The 20,234-nt window shown below is 45.7% G+C and carries 19 protein-coding genes; 13 read left to right on the forward strand and 6 right to left on the reverse strand.

The features are described 5' to 3' along the window. Window positions 1-108 precede the first annotated feature (108 nt). Entirely contained in the window at window positions 109-1,710 is a 1,602-nt protein-coding gene (locus tag ACTRXG_RS04885; RefSeq protein ID WP_474263849.1) for a glycine betaine uptake BCCT transporter, read from the reverse strand. A gap of 386 nt (window positions 1,711-2,096) precedes the next feature. Here ACTRXG_RS04885 and ACTRXG_RS04890 point away from each other — a divergent pair, with 386 nt between their 5' ends. Together ACTRXG_RS04890 and ACTRXG_RS04895 are read left to right on the forward strand one after the other, a co-directional pair. Then, window positions 2,097-2,906, forward strand: a complete 810-nt coding sequence (locus ACTRXG_RS04890) for a polysaccharide deacetylase family protein (RefSeq protein ID WP_474284298.1) — start codon at window positions 2,097-2,099, stop codon at window positions 2,904-2,906. Between the two features lie 117 nt (window positions 2,907-3,023). After that, the gene (locus ACTRXG_RS04895) at window positions 3,024-3,461 is read left to right on the forward strand and encodes a hypothetical protein (RefSeq protein ID WP_474263847.1); all 438 of its coding nucleotides are present in this window, start codon (window positions 3,024-3,026) and stop codon (window positions 3,459-3,461) included. 30 nt (window positions 3,462-3,491) lie between these two features. On the opposite strand, the gene ACTRXG_RS04900 is transcribed toward ACTRXG_RS04895, so the two are convergent. Then, window positions 3,492-4,967, reverse strand: a complete 1,476-nt coding sequence (locus ACTRXG_RS04900; RefSeq protein WP_474277191.1) for an aminotransferase class I/II-fold pyridoxal phosphate-dependent enzyme — start codon at window positions 4,965-4,967, stop codon at window positions 3,492-3,494. A gap of 122 nt (window positions 4,968-5,089) precedes the next feature. Between ACTRXG_RS04900 and ACTRXG_RS04905 the strand changes: the two genes are divergently transcribed. Further along, window positions 5,090-5,380 carry a UPF0223 family protein gene (locus ACTRXG_RS04905; protein WP_474277193.1) on the forward strand — a complete coding sequence of 97 codons (291 nt, stop codon included), beginning with the start codon at window positions 5,090-5,092 and terminating at the stop codon, window positions 5,378-5,380. 14 nt (window positions 5,381-5,394) lie between these two features. On the opposite strand, the gene ACTRXG_RS04910 is transcribed toward ACTRXG_RS04905, so the two are convergent. Then, window positions 5,395-6,021 (reverse strand): DUF1054 family protein, encoded by a 627-nt coding sequence (locus tag ACTRXG_RS04910; RefSeq protein WP_474284217.1) that lies wholly within the window; start codon window positions 6,019-6,021, stop codon window positions 5,395-5,397. A gap of 371 nt (window positions 6,022-6,392) precedes the next feature. On the opposite strand from ACTRXG_RS04910, the gene ACTRXG_RS04915 reads away from it, so the two are divergent. Beyond that, window positions 6,393-6,581, forward strand: coding sequence for a hypothetical protein (locus ACTRXG_RS04915; RefSeq protein ID WP_022792649.1), 189 nt, complete (start codon window positions 6,393-6,395; stop codon window positions 6,579-6,581). Window positions 6,582-6,709: 128 nt separating this feature from the next. Further along, window positions 6,710-7,501 (forward strand): inositol monophosphatase family protein, encoded by a 792-nt coding sequence (locus ACTRXG_RS04920; RefSeq protein WP_474284218.1) that lies wholly within the window; start codon window positions 6,710-6,712, stop codon window positions 7,499-7,501. A gap of 20 nt (window positions 7,502-7,521) precedes the next feature. On the opposite strand, the gene ACTRXG_RS04925 is transcribed toward ACTRXG_RS04920, so the two are convergent. After that, window positions 7,522-7,695 (reverse strand): DUF5325 family protein, encoded by a 174-nt coding sequence (locus ACTRXG_RS04925; protein ID WP_474263837.1) that lies wholly within the window; start codon window positions 7,693-7,695, stop codon window positions 7,522-7,524. Between the two features lie 309 nt (window positions 7,696-8,004). Here ACTRXG_RS04925 and typA point away from each other — a divergent pair, with 309 nt between their 5' ends. Next, window positions 8,005-9,840, forward strand: coding sequence for a translational GTPase TypA (gene typA, locus ACTRXG_RS04930; RefSeq protein WP_474284219.1), 1,836 nt, complete (start codon window positions 8,005-8,007; stop codon window positions 9,838-9,840). A 91-nt stretch (window positions 9,841-9,931) separates the two neighbouring features. On the opposite strand, the gene ACTRXG_RS04935 is transcribed toward typA, so the two are convergent. Next, entirely contained in the window at window positions 9,932-10,132 is a 201-nt protein-coding gene (locus ACTRXG_RS04935; protein WP_462865405.1) for a YlaI family protein, read from the reverse strand. Between the two features lie 186 nt (window positions 10,133-10,318). Between ACTRXG_RS04935 and ACTRXG_RS04940 the strand changes: the two genes are divergently transcribed. Both ACTRXG_RS04940 and ACTRXG_RS04945 read left to right on the forward strand, forming a co-directional pair. Next, the gene (locus tag ACTRXG_RS04940) at window positions 10,319-10,783 is read left to right on the forward strand and encodes a pyridoxamine 5'-phosphate oxidase family protein (RefSeq protein ID WP_474284220.1); all 465 of its coding nucleotides are present in this window, start codon (window positions 10,319-10,321) and stop codon (window positions 10,781-10,783) included. Between the two features lie 37 nt (window positions 10,784-10,820). Beyond that, window positions 10,821-12,143: a PhoH family protein gene (locus ACTRXG_RS04945; protein WP_022792655.1), complete on the forward strand. Its 1,323-nt coding sequence runs from the start codon at window positions 10,821-10,823 to the stop codon at window positions 12,141-12,143. A 39-nt stretch (window positions 12,144-12,182) separates the two neighbouring features. On the opposite strand, the gene ACTRXG_RS04950 is transcribed toward ACTRXG_RS04945, so the two are convergent. Further along, the gene (locus ACTRXG_RS04950; RefSeq protein WP_474284221.1) at window positions 12,183-12,695 is read right to left on the reverse strand and encodes a peptidyl-prolyl cis-trans isomerase; all 513 of its coding nucleotides are present in this window, start codon (window positions 12,693-12,695) and stop codon (window positions 12,183-12,185) included. Window positions 12,696-12,911: 216 nt separating this feature from the next. Between ACTRXG_RS04950 and ACTRXG_RS04955 the strand changes: the two genes are divergently transcribed. The 5 genes from ACTRXG_RS04955 (at window position 12,912) to ACTRXG_RS04975 (ending at window position 20,231) form a co-directional block, all read left to right on the forward strand. Then, window positions 12,912-13,187 carry an Fpa/YlaN family protein gene (locus ACTRXG_RS04955; RefSeq protein ID WP_094907905.1) on the forward strand — a complete coding sequence of 92 codons (276 nt, stop codon included), beginning with the start codon at window positions 12,912-12,914 and terminating at the stop codon, window positions 13,185-13,187. 293 nt (window positions 13,188-13,480) lie between these two features. Then, the gene (gene pyc / locus ACTRXG_RS04960; RefSeq protein ID WP_474263829.1) at window positions 13,481-16,927 is read left to right on the forward strand and encodes a pyruvate carboxylase; all 3,447 of its coding nucleotides are present in this window, start codon (window positions 13,481-13,483) and stop codon (window positions 16,925-16,927) included. A gap of 90 nt (window positions 16,928-17,017) precedes the next feature. Continuing rightward, window positions 17,018-17,689, forward strand: a complete 672-nt coding sequence (locus tag ACTRXG_RS04965) for a transposase (RefSeq protein ID WP_474284222.1) — start codon at window positions 17,018-17,020, stop codon at window positions 17,687-17,689. A gap of 41 nt (window positions 17,690-17,730) precedes the next feature. Beyond that, window positions 17,731-18,573 (forward strand): IS3 family transposase, encoded by an 843-nt coding sequence (locus tag ACTRXG_RS04970; RefSeq protein ID WP_474284299.1) that lies wholly within the window; start codon window positions 17,731-17,733, stop codon window positions 18,571-18,573. 230 nt (window positions 18,574-18,803) lie between these two features. Then, window positions 18,804-20,231, forward strand: a complete 1,428-nt coding sequence (locus ACTRXG_RS04975) for a cryptochrome/photolyase family protein (RefSeq protein WP_474284223.1) — start codon at window positions 18,804-18,806, stop codon at window positions 20,229-20,231. Window positions 20,232-20,234: the final 3 nt, after the last annotated feature.

The raw sequence follows: 20,234 nt of genomic DNA on the forward strand, positions 1-20,234 counted from the left end.
ACACCTCCAGATCATCGTTAATACTACATACGACGTTGGGGGTGTTTTTTCCTGTCTCATATTATGGGGTCACTCTACTGGCCGGGGTTTTCTTATTTCGTTTACAAGCTACTCTTTGCCAGTCAGGTCTTTTTGAAGCTCTTCCTGTTCTTTGCGAAGCTGTTCGCGTTCGCGACGGGAAAGTCCTGTTTCATCATCCTGGCGCAGCTTGCGTTCTTTATTAAGAATAGTGCGGTCGGTTTGGAGAGCTTTTAACAAGGATACACACATTAAGATCATGATAATAGTAAACGGCAGGGCCGCAATAGTCATGACAATTTGTATACCCTCAATACCTCCGGATGCGAGCAACATCGCTGCAGAACCGGAAATAACAAGTCCCCAGATGAATTTAATGGAAACCGGCGGGTTCAGGCTTCCGTTTGTCGTTTGCATTCCGAGAACAAATGTAGCCGAGTCTGCGGAAGTAATGAAAAAGCTCATGATCAAAAGTAATGCTACAAAGCCTGTGATCGCTCCGAAAGGAAGGGTGTCAAGCAGGCCGAACAGAGCAATTTCATCACTCTGGCTCGTCATTAACTCGTACAGGCCGCCGTTTTGAGCATTGTCTTCAGCAATACCTGTTGTTGCAAAAACGGCAAACCATACAAACGAAAAGATCGATGGTACTAGCAGGACACCGGTAATAAATTCACGGATCGTCCGGCCACGGGATACGCGGGCAATAAAGGTACCAACAAATGGTGCCCATGCAATCCACCAGGCCCAGTAGAATATTGTCCATGAGTCGAGCCATGCCCGGTCTCCACTATATTCATACGTGGTAAAGCTCTGGGCCGGCAGGTTCTCCATATAGGCTCCAATACCGTTTGTGAAAGAGTTTAAAATGCTTGTCGTCGGTCCGGCGAAAAGGACAAACAGCATAAGTACCGCAGCCAGCGCAATGTTTGCCCAGCTTAAATAGCGGATACCTCTGTTTAAGCCGGTCGTTGCCGATGCAAGATAAATAATAGTGAAGATAAGAATAATAATCAGCTGTGTCGGCAGATTGAGATTGATTCCTTCAAAAATATAACTCAGCCCGCCGTTTACCTGGGTGGCTCCATATCCGAGGGACTGGGCAACACCAAAAATAGTAGCGAATACAGCAATAAAGTTGATTAAAGTACCCATCGATCCGTCGACACGATCGCCGAGAAGCGGCCGGAACGCCGAGCTGATAATCCCCGGGGCGTTATGACGGAACTGGAAATAGGCAAGTGCGAGTGCTACAACTGAATAAACTGCCCACGGGTGAAGACCCCAGTGGAAAAACGAAAGACGTATAGAGTCTGCTGCTGCCGCCTGGCTTTGTGCCTCTGCTTCAGGCCCACCGTAATAGTGATAAAGCGGCTCAGCAACGCCCCAGTATACCAGGCCGATCCCCATACCGGCTGTAAATAGAAACGCAAACCATGTTAAGTAACTGTACTCCGGTCGTTCGTCTGGTTTCCCCAAACGAATTTTCCCGTATGGACTAAACACTAAGTAAATACAAAAGATAACGAAAAACGTTGCGGAAATTAGATAAAACCATCCGAGATTAGTAACAATCCATCCCTGGATCTCACCGGTCACTGTATTTAAATTTCCTGGCGTGACAACACCCCAGATGATTACCGCAAGCGCCGCTATCAGGGTCACAAAAAAGACGCTTGTTAATTTTCTCATGACTTTTTACATTCCACCTTTCTTTTAGCGGGGTATTCGATTTTTAGGCAGCGGTACTCAGCAAAAGAGGGGATAGTTGCAATTCCTGTAAGCAGGTACATACCTATTTAATAAATGACAACGATGATTATTATAACACTCATAACTTCATACGCAACCAGGACGCATGAATAATCTATACCCTAAACCTAGGCCCCCAAACCCAGAAGGCATCATATATAATTGTTAAAAAATACCTACGGGCCATAAGCAGCGTTAATATTTCCATACAAACGTTATTATTAACATTTTATAGAAATTTTTTAGACTTTTAGCCCTGCCTTTGCAGAAATTTTGCTAAAATATAAAAGGGAATAATTAAACAGGGGGACTCGGGGTTGAAAAAAATGCTGATATTATCATCGCTGGCCGTACTTCTTGCAGGCTGTTCGAATACAGGAGAAGACAATGCAGATGCAGAAAAAAAGGAAAAAGCAAATACTGCTGCTCATGAGGAAACAGGGGAGCAGAATAAGGAAAAAAAAGTGGAGCAGGAGCAGCAAGAAGAATCAGTCTCAAAGGAGGAAGAACTGATCTATAAAGTTAATGAAGCAAATTGGACAATCCAGGCAGAAGAAAGCGAAGGCAATGAAGTTCTTCTCACATTTGATGATGCTCCGGATGGAAATGCTGTAAAAATCGCGGATATTTTAGCGGAAAATGAGGTGCCTGCCATCTTTTTTGTAAATGGTATGTTTCTGAAAGATGAAAAAGGCAGAAATGCCCTGAAAAAAATACACGACATGGGGTTTGCGATAGGTAATCATACGACTTCCCATGCTTCACTTCCGGATTTATCAGAAGAGGCGCAGCTTGAAGAATTAAAAGAAACCGATGAACTTGTAAAAGAAATAACCGGGGAAACACCGGCATTTTTCCGTGCCCCGTTTGGACAGAACACTTCATTTAGTGATGAATATGCCAAAGAACATGGCATGATAAAAATGAATTGGACGTATGGGTATGATTTTGAAGCAGAATACCAGGAAGCAGAAGCACTCACGGATATTACGCTGAATACGGAACTGTTAACGGATGGTGCAAATATTCTTATGCATGACAGGGAATGGACGAAAGAAGCGCTCGGTCCAATTATTGAAGGATTTAATGAAAAAGGCTATTCCTTTATTGACCCCCAATATATAGAAAAAGAGTAGAAAAATGCTTGATATTAAAGCTTTTTATGTCGAATTTTGTTGAAAATTTTTAATGGGCACCATATTAATGCTATATTGATTAAAAATGAATAGGATTCACACGAAGGGGGAACATCTATGGACCATTCTGCACTATATGATGAAATAAGGCTGCACGTAGGTCTTGCCCATGATTATTCCATAACGCCTGAAGGCTTCCTTCATGATGTTATGAATGCATTTCAAAAATACTGGCCGCATAAAGACCTGATTTCGCTGTACGTTAATAAATGGACGCATTTTGAATGGCAGGACGGAGACGTGCATCCGGTATTTACGAAAGAAATGGATATTCAAAACGGTCTTTTGCTTCTGGCAGATATAGAAAGAACAGTGTTTTGCTGCAGGGAAGAAGGAATGTATCACTGGATGCTTCCGTTTTATGATAATGAAGTATTTGCCGGGGGAATTATTGTTTCAAGAGAGGCAGAGATGAAGGAGCTGGAAAAAGAAGAAGTATGGCTTCTCGAAGAAATTATGTCTTTCATTAATGCCAAACTGCCCCATTATATGTAAAAGCAAAAAAAGCAGCCGCGGCTGCTTTTTTTATTGAATCGGCTTTTGCTCCTGGATGACACGTACAGTTTGAAGAGAAGGGTCTTCGGGACCCTGGACTGGGAGGCCTGCTGCTGCGTTAGCCTGAATGTACGTTAAATTTTCCTGGGTAATAATTTCGCCTGGAAGAAGCACCGGGATGCCCGGCGGGTAGATCATAATAAATTCTGCGATAATCCGGCCGGCGCTTTCTGAAAGTGCAATTGTCTCTTTTTCGGCGTAGAATGCATCACGGGGAGCAATGGATAGTGTCGGGATAGACGGAAGCTTTAATACTGCCGGAGCCGTGTAGGACTCAGGAGCATAATACTCCCGGGCGAGATCCTTCATTGCCTGTACAAGAAGCGATGCTTCTTTTTTTGTATCGCCAAAGCTGATAATGCATAGAATGTTATACAAATCAGAGAGCTCTACTTCAATACGATAATGCTTTCGCAGCCATTTTTCAGCTTCATAGCCATTGATGCCAAGCTGTTGAACAGAAATTAACAGCTTTGTCGGATCCATGGCGGTGACAGTGTTCTGTTCAAGCATTTCAGCGCCCGCACAGTAGAGGCCGTTAATGGAATTAATAGAGGCTCTGGCTTCTTCAGCGAGTTCAAGCGTATTTTCTATCAGCCTGTGTCCCTTTAATGCAAGCTGTCTGCGTGCAGTGTCGAGCGAGGCCAGAAGTGGATACGACGTAGATGTTGTAGTCAGCATGCTGAAGACCGCCTGGACGTGAGCAATGGAAACCCGGGGGCCCTGGACATTTAATACAGAGCTCTGGGTCATTGATCCCCCGAGCTTATGCACGCTTGTAGCAGCCATGTCAGCACCCGCCTCCATGGCTGAAGGAGGAAGGCTTTCGTGAAAATGAATGTGCACTCCGTGAGCTTCATCGACCAGGACTGGTACATCGTACTGGTGAGCGGTTTCTGCAATGGCACCCAGGTCGGAGGAAAAACCGAAATATGTCGGGTTAATCACAAGCAGAGCTTTCGCATCAGGATGCCTGTCGAGAGCATGCTGTGCTGTTAAAGGTGTAATACCGTGCGAAATACCGAACTCTTCATCGAGCGCCGGATACATAAATACCGGGACGGCTCCTGAAAAAATGATCGCATTCATAATCGATTTGTGCACATTTCTCGGAACGAGAATTTTGTCTCCCGGAGCACAAACAGATAAGATCATCGTCATAATGGCACCACTTGTTCCCTGAACAGAAAAAAAGGTATAGTCGGCACCAAAGGCTTCTGCGGCAAGCTTCTGTGCTTCATCAATAACACCGGAAGGGTGATGCAGATCATCAAGCGGTTCGATATTAATTAAGTCCATATTTAATATATTACTGCCGATAAATTCACGAAACTCTTCATCCATTCCAGTGCCGTTTTTGTGCCCGGGGATGTGGAAAGGCACGGGCTGCGCCTGGATATGCTCTTTTAATTTAGTGAATATCGGAGTAAGCTGCTGTCTGTTCATATGTGTCCCTCCAATGCGTTCAAAAACATTCAAATTATAGCAGATTTCCTGCCGTCAATAAATAACTTTGTGAGACGTTCCGGCCGGGATTTGCTAGAATATTACCGAAGGGGGAAGCAGCGATGAAAGAAAATGTTAATATACCCATCTCCATGGAGTGGACTACACAGGAAATTATCGATGTGACCACGTTTTTTCAAGTGATTGAAACAGCACACGGTAAAGCTGTGCCCCGGGAGGATATTTTAGGACTGTATGGGAAATTTAAAGAAATCGTTCCGAGTAAAAGCGAGGAAAAGCAGATGTTCCGCCAGTTTGATGAGGATGCTGAAGTGAATTGCTGGAAAACGGTGCAGGCGGCAAAAAAAGCAGAAGCAGGGGAAAAAATTAATATGACCGGGCGCTCAGAATAGAGCGTCCGGCATTTTTATACTGTCTGCAATGACAGCTGATATAAAGGAAGGAGTTCCCTGAATGTACTATAAATATAATCGTACGTTTCATCTTCGTTCCAGGAAGCAGCCGTTTCTGCATCAAACTGACGGCCAATCAGAAGTTCTGCTTTTTTTACATCCCTTACACGCTCAAGGGTGTGAATGACCTTATCCTTATTTTCATGAATAAAGAATGCGTCCGGTTTCGTATGGTCCGGGGAAATTTTATAGTCGTCCGGAAGGGAAGTAAGCTGAGAGAGGCGGTCGAGATACTTTTCCCCGATATCCGCTTTTTCCGGTACTTCGTACATGTGAGTCAGCCAGGCGAATAAATGGTCATCAAAAAGTCCGACCTGGAAATGAGTATGCTTTTTGTAGCCTCTTTTATCCGGGGCAATACCGAACCAGGTGCTCTCCGGAGGATGCACAGAACGTCTGGCATGTTTTGCAATATGAGTAAACAATTCTTCGCCCGTATCTGTGGAAAGATCTTCAGCTAGAGGTTCTGCCAGGCGGGAAAAAACTGGTTGAATGTCGTTCCGGATTTGAGTCATGCGGTTTTCAAGACCTTCTGCCTGCATAATAGAAAAATCATTTTTGGTGAAATGCTGTCTGTTCATGTAATGACTGCTCCTTTTTCAATTGGTCTGTCATCAAGCATACTGAAAATCTGGGCCTCCGGCAACCAATTGAATCATGGAGAAAACGCAATTATTTAAAAATACTGAAAATTTTTGTGTGTTTTTCTTGCGTTTCCGGTAAAAAGGTTTTATAATTCCAATAATCCTTAAAGAATAACGATTACTCAAGCGTTGCCAGTATATCGTTAGATACACAGGAAACACAGTAAGGAGAGACTGTTACAGAATATAATTTCTGAACAATAGAGATAGTTCTGTATCTTATATTTTCTGAACATTCTGAGAAGAATTGCCAGCGTCGTTAACTTTCAGCTCGAAACATTATTATTCCATTAAGGGGTGTGGGAAACTTGGAACAAGTAATTCAGGCGTTTAAACGTAGAGATGCAGAAGAACGAATCCCGGTACTGCGCTTAGAAATTGATTATGAACTGGTAACCCTTCATGACGCCATGGCAGAAGAAGATTTAACATCCATTCATGCCAGCAAATACCGCTTAGAGCAATTACGCCAGGAGTGGATTCGGCTGGAAGTATAATATAAAGTAAGAAGGTCCGGGCTGCGTTACAGCAGTCCGGGCTTTTTTATGAAGAAATTGGTGCATAAATTTGCTGTATTGAGGGAACATAAACTCATATACATAAGGAAGAAGCGGAGAGGATTATAATGGAAGAGAATTGGTCAGCAATGCAGCAGAAGGCTGTACAATGGATACAGGAAGCCGGGGAGCTGCTTCGCGCTTCCCTGGAGGAAAGCTTAATTATAGAAACAAAATCGAATCCAAATGATTTAGTCACAGAAATGGATTTCAAAATTGAGCGGCTTTTAACAAAAAAGATCATGGAGGAATACCCTGGTCATCGTATTTTAGGAGAAGAAGAAGCCGGAGCGGATATTATGGATACCGATGATATTATCTGGATTATAGATCCAATCGATGGAACGACGAATTTTGTACATCAGCAGTTTAATTTTGCTGTATCCCTGGCTGTTTTTGAAAATGGCATCGGCAAAGTGGGCATTGTCTATGATGTCATGGCAGACGAATGGTTTACCGCACTGGAAGGAAGAGGTGCATACCGCAACGATGTCAAGCTGCCAAAGCTGAAGCCGGCAGAATTAAATGAATCAATTGTAGGTATTAACGCCAGATGGATTAAAAACGAAAAAATTCCTTATGCCAGACAGATGCGTAATATTGTGGATGAATCAAGAAGCACCAGGGCCTATGGCTCTGCTGCAATTGAACTTTGCTATGTAGCATGCGGGCGTCTTGATTCCTATGTGAACCTGTGGCTTGCACCGTGGGATTTTGCCGGGGCAGAAGTGTTGTTAAGGGAAGTTGGGGCGGATATTTCGACGATCGATAACCAGCGGCCGTCAATGCTTGAAAAAGGCCCGTACCTGGCGGGCCGTCCGGGTCTGCAGGAAAAAATACGGGGGATGCTTAACAGCTGATCCCCCGTACTGATTTTTGGCTACGATGCAGAATTTGCTTTCAGCTTTCTGGCAAAATAAAAGGCTGAGCACGTTACAGCGATGGATATAACAGCAATAATAATGGAAGCTTCGGCTATAGCAATCCCAATAGAGGCGATGCCAAAAATAGCTAACGCTGCAAGCAGCAGGTATAACCACTGTAGTTTTGTCATAGAGTCCCTTCTTCCTTTAAAATAATACTGTTATTATTTTATCGGCTTTGGAAAGAAAACTCAAATAAGTACAGCCGGCTTTGATTCAGGAATGGTTTATGTTATATTGAAGAAAGTAGTGTCTGTGATGGTAACTTGCCAGTCGGCGTTTCTTCAATGAAACCCGTCATATGTTATACTGACAATGTAAAATGTAAATGGTAGGAACTCAGATAAAAATGGCAATGAGAACCCTGGCTTTATGGAAGACGATCTCGTCGAGCGCCAGGGTTTGTTATGATTGCAGCAAGAGAATAGGAGAGATTTATAGTGACAGTTTTACGCAAAGATATTCGCAATATCGCGATTATTGCCCACGTTGACCACGGGAAAACAACCCTCGTCGACCAGCTTCTTCGTCAATCAGGGACGTTTCGGGAAAATGAACAGGTAGACGAGCGGGCAATGGACACAAACGATATTGAAAAAGAACGCGGCATTACAATTCTGGCCAAAAACACAGCGGTGAAATACCATGATACGCGTATCAATATTCTTGATACTCCCGGCCACGCGGATTTTGGCGGGGAAGTAGAACGCATCATGAAAATGGTGGATGGCGTACTGCTTGTTGTAGACGCCTACGAGGGCTGCATGCCGCAGACGCGTTTTGTTTTGAAAAAAGCACTGGAGCAGAACTTAACCCCGGTGGTAGTAGTAAACAAAATCGACCGCGATATGGCCCGTCCGTCAGAAGTTGTGGATGAAGTGCTGGACCTGTTTATCGAGCTTGGAGCTAACGAAGACCAAATCGATTTTCCAGTTGTTTATGCTTCTGCTATTAACGGAACAGCCAGTGAAGATCCTGAACAACAGGACGAGAACATGGATGTTATTTTCCGCATGATTTCAGACAACGTGCCGGTTCCTTTTGATAACAGCGATGAGCCGTTCCAGTTCCAGATAGCGATGCTTGATTATAATGACTACCTTGGAAGAATTGGCGTAGGAAGAGTGTTCCGCGGGACACTCCGGACAGGTGATCATGCCGCGCTGGTCAAGCTTGACGGTACGGTGAAAAAGTTCCGGATTTCCAAAATGTTTGGTTTCTTCGGTCTGAAAAAAGAAGAAATCAGCGAAGCCAAGGCAGGAGATCTCGTAGCTATTTCCGGAGTGGAAGATATCATGGTCGGAGAAACAATATGCCCGGTCGATCATCAGGAAGCACTGCCGGTACTCCGTATTGACGAACCGACACTTCAAATGACCATTCTTGTGAACAACAGTCCGTTTGCCGGACGCGAAGGCTCTAAAATTACGAGCCGTAAAATTGAAGAGCGGCTGCTTACGCAGCTCGAAACCGACGTAAGTCTAAGGGTCGAGCAGACGGACAGCCCGGACGCATGGTTGATTTCCGGACGCGGTGAGCTTCACTTATCCATCTTAATTGAAAACCTGCGCCGCGAGGATTTTGAGCTCCAGGTATCCAAGCCGCAGGTAATCGTTAAAGAAGTGGACGGTGTACTCTGTGAACCGTATGAGCGTCTTCAGGTTGATGTGCCGGAAGACTATACCGGAGCGGTTATGGAGTCTCTCGGTGAGCGTAAAGGCGAAATGGAAAACATGGTCAATAAAGGCGATGGCCAGGTCCGGATCGATTTCATGATTCCATCCCGTGGTCTGGTTGGATATACGAACGAATTCCTATCCCAGACTAAAGGTTACGGCATCCTGAACCATACGTTTGAAGAATATCGTCCGTATATTAAAGAACAGATTGGTGGCCGCCGTCAGGGAGTGCTCGTTTCCATGGAAAATGGAAAAGCGACTCCTTACAGTATGATGCAGCTTGAAGACCGCGGTACAATGTTTGTTGAACCGGGTACTGAAATTTACGAAGGCATGATTGTCGGCGAGCACAGCCGGGAAAATGATTTGGCTGTAAACGTTACAAAAGCGAAGCAGCAGACAAACGTGCGTTCAGCTAACAAAGATCAGACCGTAACGATGAAACGACCACGGATTCTAACACTTGAAGAAGCTCTTGAGTATTTAAACGCAGATGAGTACTGCGAAGTTACTCCGGATTCTATCCGCCTCAGAAAGAAAATTCTCCAAAAAGGCGAGCGCGAGCGCGAAGAAAAACGCCAGAGCGTTTCCAAATAATAAAAATTCCGGCTGCAGTTTTTACTGCAGCCGGAATTTTTATTATAGAAAACATTTAATTGAAAAGCGGTGGAGCTGTATGATACCGCTATTACCAGTTGTTATTTTTTACCGGATCCCGGTACAGATGGAAATGGCCGGTAGCCTTTCGCTCATTCGTCCGGTTAGTAATGCGTTCATGGCATTCGGGGCACATATACGTGTGAATCGGCCGGTTCCGAATTTTTTTTGCTTCCGGATTTTCATCGTCCAATTTATGAATTTCATCGCATATTACGCACTTTACGCGCATCATTTCGTTTCACCTCTGCTTTGCTCAGCCAAAAGATATGCATCAAGTATAACACGGGCGCTGCTTTGAGAACAGAACGAGCCTTAGATGAATGAAACAGAAAAAAATAAACGGAGAAATCCTAAAAAGAATGGACAAATTTTCTGATCAAAATGGTACTATTATACATATAAGGGGGGGATACATATGGCTAGTCGAGTATTTGACGAACTACCCGAAGAAATCGTCCATTTATTAAAGCAGGAACAATATGTGACGGTTTCTACTATCGAACCAAAAAGTTCCACCCCGGATGTTCACGCTGTTTCATGGGTTTATGCAGCTTCTCCGAGGATTCTCCGGTTTGCTGTTGATGCCCGGGCGTCTGCTGTGAAAAATCTGCGGGAGACACCTGGCATGGCAATGACTGTCATCGGCGGAGGCACTACGTATTCCATTGCAGGTAAAGGAAAAATTTTAACAACCGAAGTAAGTGGAATTTCTTTTCCACTTGCGCTTATAGAAGTGGATGTTGTGGAAGTGAAGGACGTAATGTTCTATGGATCAAAAATGCTCCGCGGACCGGTGTTTGAAAAGACATATGACCCGGAAGCGGCGGAAGAGTTAGACAATAAAGTACTTGAAGCTATGAGGAACATAAAAGGAATATAATATCCCGATAGAGATAAGATAGGGGGAAGCACCTTATATGAAAAAAATTTACGTTTTAGATACGAACGTACTGCTCCAGGATCCCCAGGCAATTTATCAGTTTGATGAACATCATGTCGTAATTCCAGCTGTAGTATTGGAAGAAATTGATTCCAAAAAGCGATTAATGGATGAACTTGGAAGGAATGCGAGAGAAACAGCAAGAATTTTGGACCGCTTCCGTGGAAAGGGCAGACTGCATGAAGGAGTTCCTCTTGGTTCAGGAGGCACACTGCGTGTGGAACTGAATCACCGTTCGTATGAAAGCATGAAAGATACCTTTATCGAGGTAACCAATGACAACCGAATTTTGGCAGTGGCTCAAAATTTAAAGGACGAATACGAGCTGATGGGAGATTACCATGTTGTCATTATCAGCAAAGATGCTCTTGTGCGTGTGAAAGCAGATGCACTCGGCATAACGGCCGAAGACTTTCTGAATGACCGTGTCACTCAATATGACAATATTTACAAAGGGCATCAGACGCTGACGGTGGACAGGCCGCTGCTTGACGCTTTTTTCGAGGAAGGCTCACTGGCCTCTGAAGAAGTTTCGGAAGAAGGCTTCTGCCCTCATGAATTTCTCATTTTAAGAGATGCCCTGAGCAGCTCTTCGGCTCTTGCAAAAGTTGATGAATCCGGAAAAAGAATTCGCAAGTTTACTTCCGATATCGACCATGTGTGGGGCATCCGGCCGAAAAATGTCGAACAGAAGATGGCGCTTGAGCTGCTGCTCAGAGAAGACATCCCGCTTGTGACGTTAACCGGACGGGCAGGAACTGGAAAAACCCTGTTAACTCTAGCGGCCGGTTTGCTGCAGATTGAAGATATGGAACGTTACCATAAGCTTTTGGTGGCAAGGCCTGTCGTACCGCTTGGGAAGGATATAGGGTATCTTCCGGGAGAAAAGGATGAAAAGCTGCGTCCCTGGATGCAGCCTATCTACGATAACCTGGAGTATTTATTTAATGCCAAGAAGCCCGGAGAGCTCGATTCCATTCTCGCCGGAATGGGGTCAATACAAGTGGAAGCTTTAACTTATATCCGCGGGCGGAGCATTCCGGATCAGTATATTATTATTGATGAAGCCCAAAACCTGACAAAGCATGAAGTAAAAACGATACTGACAAGGGTGGGGGAAGGCAGTAAAATTGTTTTTCTCGGCGACCCGGCCCAGATCGACCATCCGTATCTTGATGAACTGAACAATGGACTCGCTTATGTGGTTGAAATGTTTAAAAACCAGGGAATCAGCGGGCATGTAAAACTGGAAAAAGGGGAACGCTCCGGCCTTGCCCAGCTTGCAGCAGATATATTATAAAGAAACGACAGCTGGGGCTGCTCCAGCTGTCGTTTCTGATTATTTTACCCGGAACCCTGTCACGTGCCGAATAGGATCGGCTTTATTGGATCCGTCGCCGTAATAAATATGGACCGGTCCGTCTTCTTTCAACGGGCTTCCTTTATGGGAAAAGGCTACGATAAAATTTTTCGCTTCCTCGAGAGAGACGAGATGAGTTTGTGCTTCAGTTTCCACAACGACGTGGCTGGCATCTTCTTTCGGTTCGGCGTTCTCCAAAAACGGCTCAAATCTGATGCCAAATGAGCCATTAATGATAGCTTCTTTTTTATTGCGTACCTTATTGGTGCGTCCCCGGCCAGGATCCGGATCTGGAGCATTTGATCCTTCCTCGCGGTCTCTTGCAAATCTTCTGGCTGTATGATCAGCTTCTGTGGAAGGCTGTTCTTCAGCGGAGGGATCGGCATCAAAATACGTATCGAGATCAATTTTACGGTCGTCAAAGATCCAGGTAGTAGGATCGAGAGTGATTGGGAAATGAACATTTCCCTGAATCATTACAATGAAATTCATGAGGAACTCCTCCAATTTAATAACTGCTGATAGGAACTGGTTTTTATGCTACCACAACCGGGTAATAGAGAAAAAGCAGAAGCTATTGCTGCCCCCGGAGGTTATGGCATATAGTCTGAAGAATCAAGATTTTATACGCAAACCATCTTGCTTTTTTTTTAATGAACAGATAAGATGAAAAGAAGGAGTCAGCTTGTAGGAGGGATTGCCTTGAGCATGAGGGCAGCAACAGAACATAGTGAGAAAGCGTATGCTTTATTAAAAGCAGATGCTGAGAAAATTAGAAAACTTATTGAAGTACAGATGGACAACCTGACAATGCCTCAATGCCCGCTTTACGAAGAGGTGCTTGATACACAAATGTTTGGCCTTTCAAGAGAAATTGATTTTGCCATTCGTTTGAATCTCATCGACGAACATACCGGTAAACAAATTCTTTCTGAACTCGAACGGAAACTTGCTGCTTTTCATGAAGCAACAGTCGGTGGATGAGCCAAGCTATTCTAATTGAATAGCTTGGTTTTTTTACAAACAGCTATATTTTTAATTAAAAGTTTTATGCGGATGAAAAACAGGGTAAAGAAACGTTACGCAGGATCCCGCCCGTAATCAAAATAGGCATAAATTTTTAAAAAATGAGAATATTACTTTGACAGATGGCCTGGTTCTTGCGTATGATGATTTATATTTAGAATTATCAGTTATTGAAGATAATTCTGATTGAACCTATCGGGATAAGATAGATACATCCTGCAGGAGATGCATTAGATAAGAGGAGGAGAAGGATGAACGGTCTAGAGAATATTAAAAAGGTATTAGTAGCAAACCGCGGTGAAATTGCTATACGCATATTTCGGGCGTGCACCGAATTACATATACGCACCGTGGCTATTTATTCCAATGAAGATGTAGGTGCCTTTCACCGTTATAAAGCAGATGAAGCATACTTAGTTGGCGAAGGACAGAAGCCGATCGATGCATACCTGGATATTGAAGATATTATCCGTACGGCAAAAGAGAATGGTGTCGATGCTATACATCCAGGCTACGGTTTTCTTTCTGAAAATATTGATTTTGCCAGAAGGTGTGATGAAGAGGGCATCACCTTTATTGGGCCTGAGACCCGTCACCTGGAAATGTTCGGTGATAAAGTTAAAGCAAGAGAAACAGCTATCGCTGCCGATCTACCTGTTATTCCGGGAAGTGACGGGCCGGTAGACAGTGTAGAGGAAGTAAAAGATTTTACTGACAAGCACGGCTTCCCGATCATGATTAAAGCTTCCCTTGGCGGCGGCGGGCGCGGCATGCGTATCGTCCGAGACGCGGAATCCCTGGAGGATGCTTACGACCGGGCGAAATCCGAAGCAAAATCTGCTTTTGGCAACGACATTGTTTACGTTGAAAAATTCGTGGAAAATCCAAAGCACATCGAAGTACAGGTGCTCGGTGATAAAGCAGGAAACGTTATACATTTATACGAGCGGGACTGCTCCATTCAGCGCCGTCACCAGAAGGTAGTGGAGGTAGCACCGAGTATTGCGCTCGATGAGTCGCTGCGGGAACGTATTTGCGATGCAGCTGTTCAACTCGCTAAAAATATTGAATATGTGAACGCGGGTACGGTAGAGTTTCTCGTAAACGATAAGGGTGAGTTCTTCTTCATTGAAGTGAACCCGCGTGTTCAGGTGGAGCACACCATCACAGAAATGATTACCGGCGTGGACATCGTTCAGTCCCAGCTGAAAATTGCTGATGGAGGCACGCTGCACGACGACTCCATAGATATTCCGGAGCAAAAGGATATTAAAACGTTCGGATATGCTATTCAGTCCCGGGTGACCACGGAGGATCCTGCGAATGATTTCATGCCGGATACCGGACGCATCATGGCTTACCGTTCAAGCGGCGGCTTTGGGGTGAGACTGGACGCTGGTAACGGTTTCCAGGGCGCGATCATTTCCCCGTATTACGATTCGCTGCTCGTGAAGGTATCCACATGGGCACGTACGTTTGAAGGAGCTTCTGAAAAAATGCTCCGGAACCTGCGGGAATTCCGGATCCGGGGTATTCGTACAAACATTCCGTTTCTGGAAAATGTCGTCCAGCACGATAAGTTCATCAACGGGACCTATGACACCTCCTTTATTGATTCGAGTCCGGAGCTGTTTGTATTCCCGGTGCGTCAGGACCGGGGCACGAAAATGCTCACATTTATCGGTGAGACAATTGTAAACGGGTACCCAGGGCTTGAAAATACACCAAAGCCGACGCTCAACAAGCCGGTAGTGCCAAAGATCGATAAGAAAAAACCGATACCGAGAGGAACGAAGCAGATTCTCGATGAACAGGGACCGGAGGGGCTTGCGAACTGGGTGAAGGAGCAGAACGAAGTGCTTTTGACCGATACCACGTTCCGCGACGCCCACCAGTCGCTGCTTGCTACCAGGGTCCGAAGCGACGATCTGAAGCGTATCGCAGAGCCGACCTCCCGGATGCTCCCTAACTTATTCTCCTCGGAGATGTGGGGCGGAGCCACCTTTGATGTGGCCATGCGTTTTCTGCATGAAGATCCGTGGACCCGGCTGATTGAACTTCGTGAGCGTATGCCGAACACGCTTCTGCAGATGCTTTTCCGCTCGTCAAACGCTGTCGGATACAAAAACTATCCGGATAACCTGATTAAAGAATTTGTTCATAAATCAGCACATGCCGGTATCGATGTGTTCCGTATCTTTGATTCTCTTAACTGGCTGAAAGGCATGACGCTTACGATTGATGAAGTGCGCCAGACAAACAAAATTGCTGAGGCAGCTATGTGTTATACAGGGGATATTCTCGATCCGAAACGGGAAAAATATGACCTGAAATACTATAAGAATCTTGCAAAAGAGCTTGAAAACGCTGGCGCCCACATTCTGGGCATCAAGGATATGGCAGGCCTGTTAAAGCCGGAAGCCGCGTACCAGCTTGTCTCTGAACTAAAAGATTCGATTTCCATCCCAGTTCACCTGCATACGCATGACACGAGCGGCAATGGTATTTTCACATATGCCCGCGCCGTTGAAGCAGGAGTGGATATTGTGGATGTGGCTGAAAGCTCCATGGCAGGTCTTACTTCCCAGCCAAGCGCAGACGGTCTGTACTATGCCCTGTCCGGAAATAAGCGCCAGCCGAAGATTGATGTTGGCGCCCTGCAGGAGCTCAGTGATTTCTGGGATACGACCCGTGAATACTACCAGGGATTTGAAAGCGGTATGCGTTCGCCTGCACCTGAGGTATATGAACACGAAATGCCAGGCGGTCAGTACAGCAATCTGCAGCAGCAGGCTAAAGCGGTAGGCCTTGGCGACCGCTGGCGTGAAGTGAAAAAAATGTACCGCCGCGTGAATGATATGTTTGGAGATGTTGTAAAAGTAACACCATCGTCGAAAATTGTCGGGGATATGGCACTGTATATGGTCCAAAACGATCTGACAGAAGAAGACGTGTACGATAACGGCCAGAACCTCGATTTCCCGGACTCCGTAGTGGAATTCTTCCAGGGGTATTTAGGACAGCCGCACCAGGGCTTCCCGGAAAAACTTCAAAAAATTATTTTGAAGGACCGTACTCCTATTACGAACCGTCCGGGTGAAAACCTCGAACCGGTCGACTTTAAAGCTATTGAAGAAGAGCTCTTTAATACACTCGACCGGCCAGTGACGAGCCATGATATGATTTCCTACGCGATGTATCCAAAAGTATACATGGAGTTTGAACAGTTCCGTCAAAGCTTCAGTGATGTGTCTGTGCTGGATACACCGACATTTTTCTACGGGCTGGAGCTCGGAGAGACAGTGGAAGTGGAAATTGAAAAAGGAAAGACGCTGATCGTGAAGCTCATCTCTGTATCAGAGCCGGATGAAACGGGTCATAGAAACGTGTATTTTGAATTGAACGGACAATCCCGTGAAGTAGTTGTGAAGGATAAAAACGCTAAAGTGGATGCCAGCGTGCGTCCGAAAGTAGACAAATCAAATCCTAACCAAATCGGAGCGACGATGCCTGGAACTGTGCTGAAAACCTCTGTAAAAGAGGGAGATGAAGTGACTAAAGGCGACCAGCTCATGATTACGGAAGCAATGAAGATGGAAACGACCGTACAGGCGCCATTTGATGGAAAAATTAAAGGCGTGTATGTAGGAAATAATGAACCGATCGAATCGGGAGATCTTCTTATCGAATTTGAATAACAGTTAAAAAAGATCGGCCGGCGTGATATGCTCCCCTTTAAGTAGACAGATGAAATACATCATCTGTTTTGCTTAGAGGGGAGTATTTTTATGTCTAATCGATCCTATTCGACGAAGAAAAAATTAGAGGTCATCCATGCCTTCCATGAATGGACCGAAAGCAGGGCCAGTTTTTGTCGCTACTGGAAGATCAACGAAACAACGTTAATCCAATGGATGGATCGGTATCGCCACCACGGAGTTGAAGCATTAACGGAGTCCAGGCAGTGGAAGAAGCATTCCCCGGAACGGAAACGGGAAGCCGTGGAAACGTACTTGAAGGGAAGAGTATCCCGGCGGGATATTCTTCGTATCTACGGCATTTCGAGTAGATCCGTGTTTCAAAGGTGGATTATGCAGTATCATGAAGGGACCCTATCCAAGAAACGAGGAGGTTCCCCGATGACACACGCACGCTCCACCACCTGGCAGGAACGAATAGCTATTGTGCAGGATTGCCTGGCCCAACAGAAAGATTACAGCCGTGTCGCCGAGCAGCATCACGTTTCCTACAATCAGGTATACCGATGGGTCCAGAAATATGAACAGGGCGGCTGGGACGCCCTGGAGGACCGGCGCGGCCGCTCCCGGCAACCAAAAGCGTTAACCAACGAAGAGCAAGCCGAACAGGAGAAACGACGGATCGAGAAGGAAAACGAACAATTACGCATGGAGAATGCCTTTTTAAAAAAGCTCCAGGAGATCGAAAGGGGGGATCGCTGACCCGGGTACGTTATGCGTCCCGGTTTCGAGCCATTCAGGAGCTGCAGGAGGAACAGGGGTTTCCGGTGCAGGCATTGTGCCGGATCGCCGGGGTGTCCCGGGCGGGCTATTACAAATGGCGGAAACGCACCCCCACGGCGGAGGAAAAGCGCAATGAGGCATTAATGGTGCTTGTCCGGGAGGTGCAGACCCGGGTGCGAGGCATTTATGGCTATCGGCGGATGGCGCAGCATTTGAGCCGGGAACTGGGCCGATCGATCAGCCGAAAACGCCTGCACCGGCTCATGAAGATCTACGATCTTCAAGCCGTCATCCGGCGGAAGAAGAAACGCTCGCCGGGAGCTTCGCCCCAGCACGTGGAGGCGAACAAACTCAACCGGAACTTTCAGGCCTCCCGCCCCAATGAGAAATGGCTGACGGACGTCACGGAATTCGTGGACGCCACCGGGCGAAAAGCGTTTCTCAGCGCCATATTCGATCTGTACGACAAGTCAATCGTCCACTATGAAATCAGCACGCTCAATAACAATCAGCTCGTCTTTCAGACCATGGAACAAGCTCTTCGAGCTTATCCGGTCGCTCAACCGATGATTCACAGCGATCGGGGATTCCAGTACACCTCGCGGGGATTTAAGGCCATCGTGGAGGCCCACGGCCTGGACCATAGCATGTCGCGGGTGTCCCGGTGCTTGGACAACGGTCCCATGGAAGGGTTTTTTGGCACGCTGAAATGCGAGGAATACTATTTGCCGGACTCATTTTACGCTACCTATGAGGACCTCGTGGAAGCGATTCACCGCTACATTCAGTTTTACAATCACCAGAGATACCAGGAATATTTAAACGGCTTGACCCCGTTGGAATACCGGAATCAAGCCGCTTAAGAGTTTTACTTATTTCCATTGTCTACTTGACGGGGATCAGTTCAGCGGGCCGGTCTTTTTTTATGATGAATACAAAAAGCGAAAGTGATTTCTTCTCAGCGCTGAGAGGATATTTCTGAAAGGAAAAAATCTGTTGAAAAGGATGTTTTCTTCAGGAAAAAGCGTAAAATAAACGGAAAAAAGGTATAGAATTGAAGAGGAAGCATTAGGGTGTAAAAGGAGCGGAGTGTATGACTGAAGTAAGTGCTTTATGGATGCGAAGGGATTTAAGGTTAACAGATAACCGGGCAATGTATGAAATGCAGCGGTGGGTGGAAGCCGAAGGAGGCAGGCAGTGGTTTTTAGTTTTTCATCTTGATCCAGACTTTTATGAATATTCGTGCCCTCATCATGATTATTTTTTTCAAAATCTAGAAAAATTTCGTAAAGAATGCGATGATCAACATATACAATTATATTTTCTGCACGGTCCAGCGAATGAAGCTTTCACGTACTTAAAAGAAAAAGTTCCGGCGCTTGCGCATTTATTTTTTAATGAAGACGAAGCACCGCAAGCGGCCCGGCGGGACGAGCAGGTATTAAAAGAAATGGAGCAGAAAAACGTAGAAGCACATGTCTATAAAGATGCTCATTTTCATCGCTCCGATGAAGTGCAGAAAAAAGACGGAGGATTCTATTCCGTCTATACTCCTTATTATCGTGCCTGGCGTCAGCTTGAAAAAGAACAGCCGTATGAATGCAAACTCGATCGTATTATCAGCAAGCAGGCGCGTCTGGAACTGCCGCAAAAGGCTGCTTATAATAAGCTGTCTTCTTATTTGAACAATAACAAAAAGACGTGGGAGCGCACTGCGGAGAAAGACGGGCGGGAACGGCTGGAAACGTTTGTAGAGGAAATTGCCCCGGAGTATCATGAAACGAACAATGCCCTTTCGAGTGACGGAACGAGCCGGCTTTCTGCCTACTTAAAAACCGGCCGGCTGTCAGTTCGGACGATTTATCAAGCCCTTTCAGAGCAGCTTGAAGAGGGGAACCCCGGGGCTGAAGCTTTTGTCAGTGAACTGGCCTGGAGAGATTATTACAATATGATTCACGCCACACGTCCTGAGCTGAAAAACAAGGAGCTGAAAGAGGCGTACCGGAATCTGCCGTGGGAGTATGATAAAAAAAGACTGCAGACGTGGAAGGAAGGCCGTACCGGCTATCCGATTGTAGACGCCTGTATGCGGCAGTTAAATGAAATAGGCTGGATGCATAACCGCGGAAGAATGATTGCTGCTTCCTTTTTAACTAAGGATTATTTGATCGACTGGAGAGAAGGGGAAAGATATTTTGCTGAAAGGCTGATTGATTATGATCCTTCTTCCAATGCCGGGGGATGGCAGTGGGCTGCGTCTACTGGTACAGATGCGGTACCGTACTTCCGCGTCTTTTCTCCAGTGAGGCAGAGTGAGCGTTTTGACCCGCAGGGCGATTATATTCGTGAATATGTGCCGGAGCTGCAGTCAGTTCCAAAAAAATATATTCACACTCCGTGGAAAATGAGTGAAAAGCAGCAGCGGGAGTACGGCTGCATCCTTGGAGAGGACTACCCGGAGCCTGAGGTGGACCACTCGGTACAGCGAAAGAAAGCAATTGAAATGTTTAAAGGAGAGTAAGCC

This window comes from Marinococcus sp. LNSP9103-4, assembly GCF_056034345.1.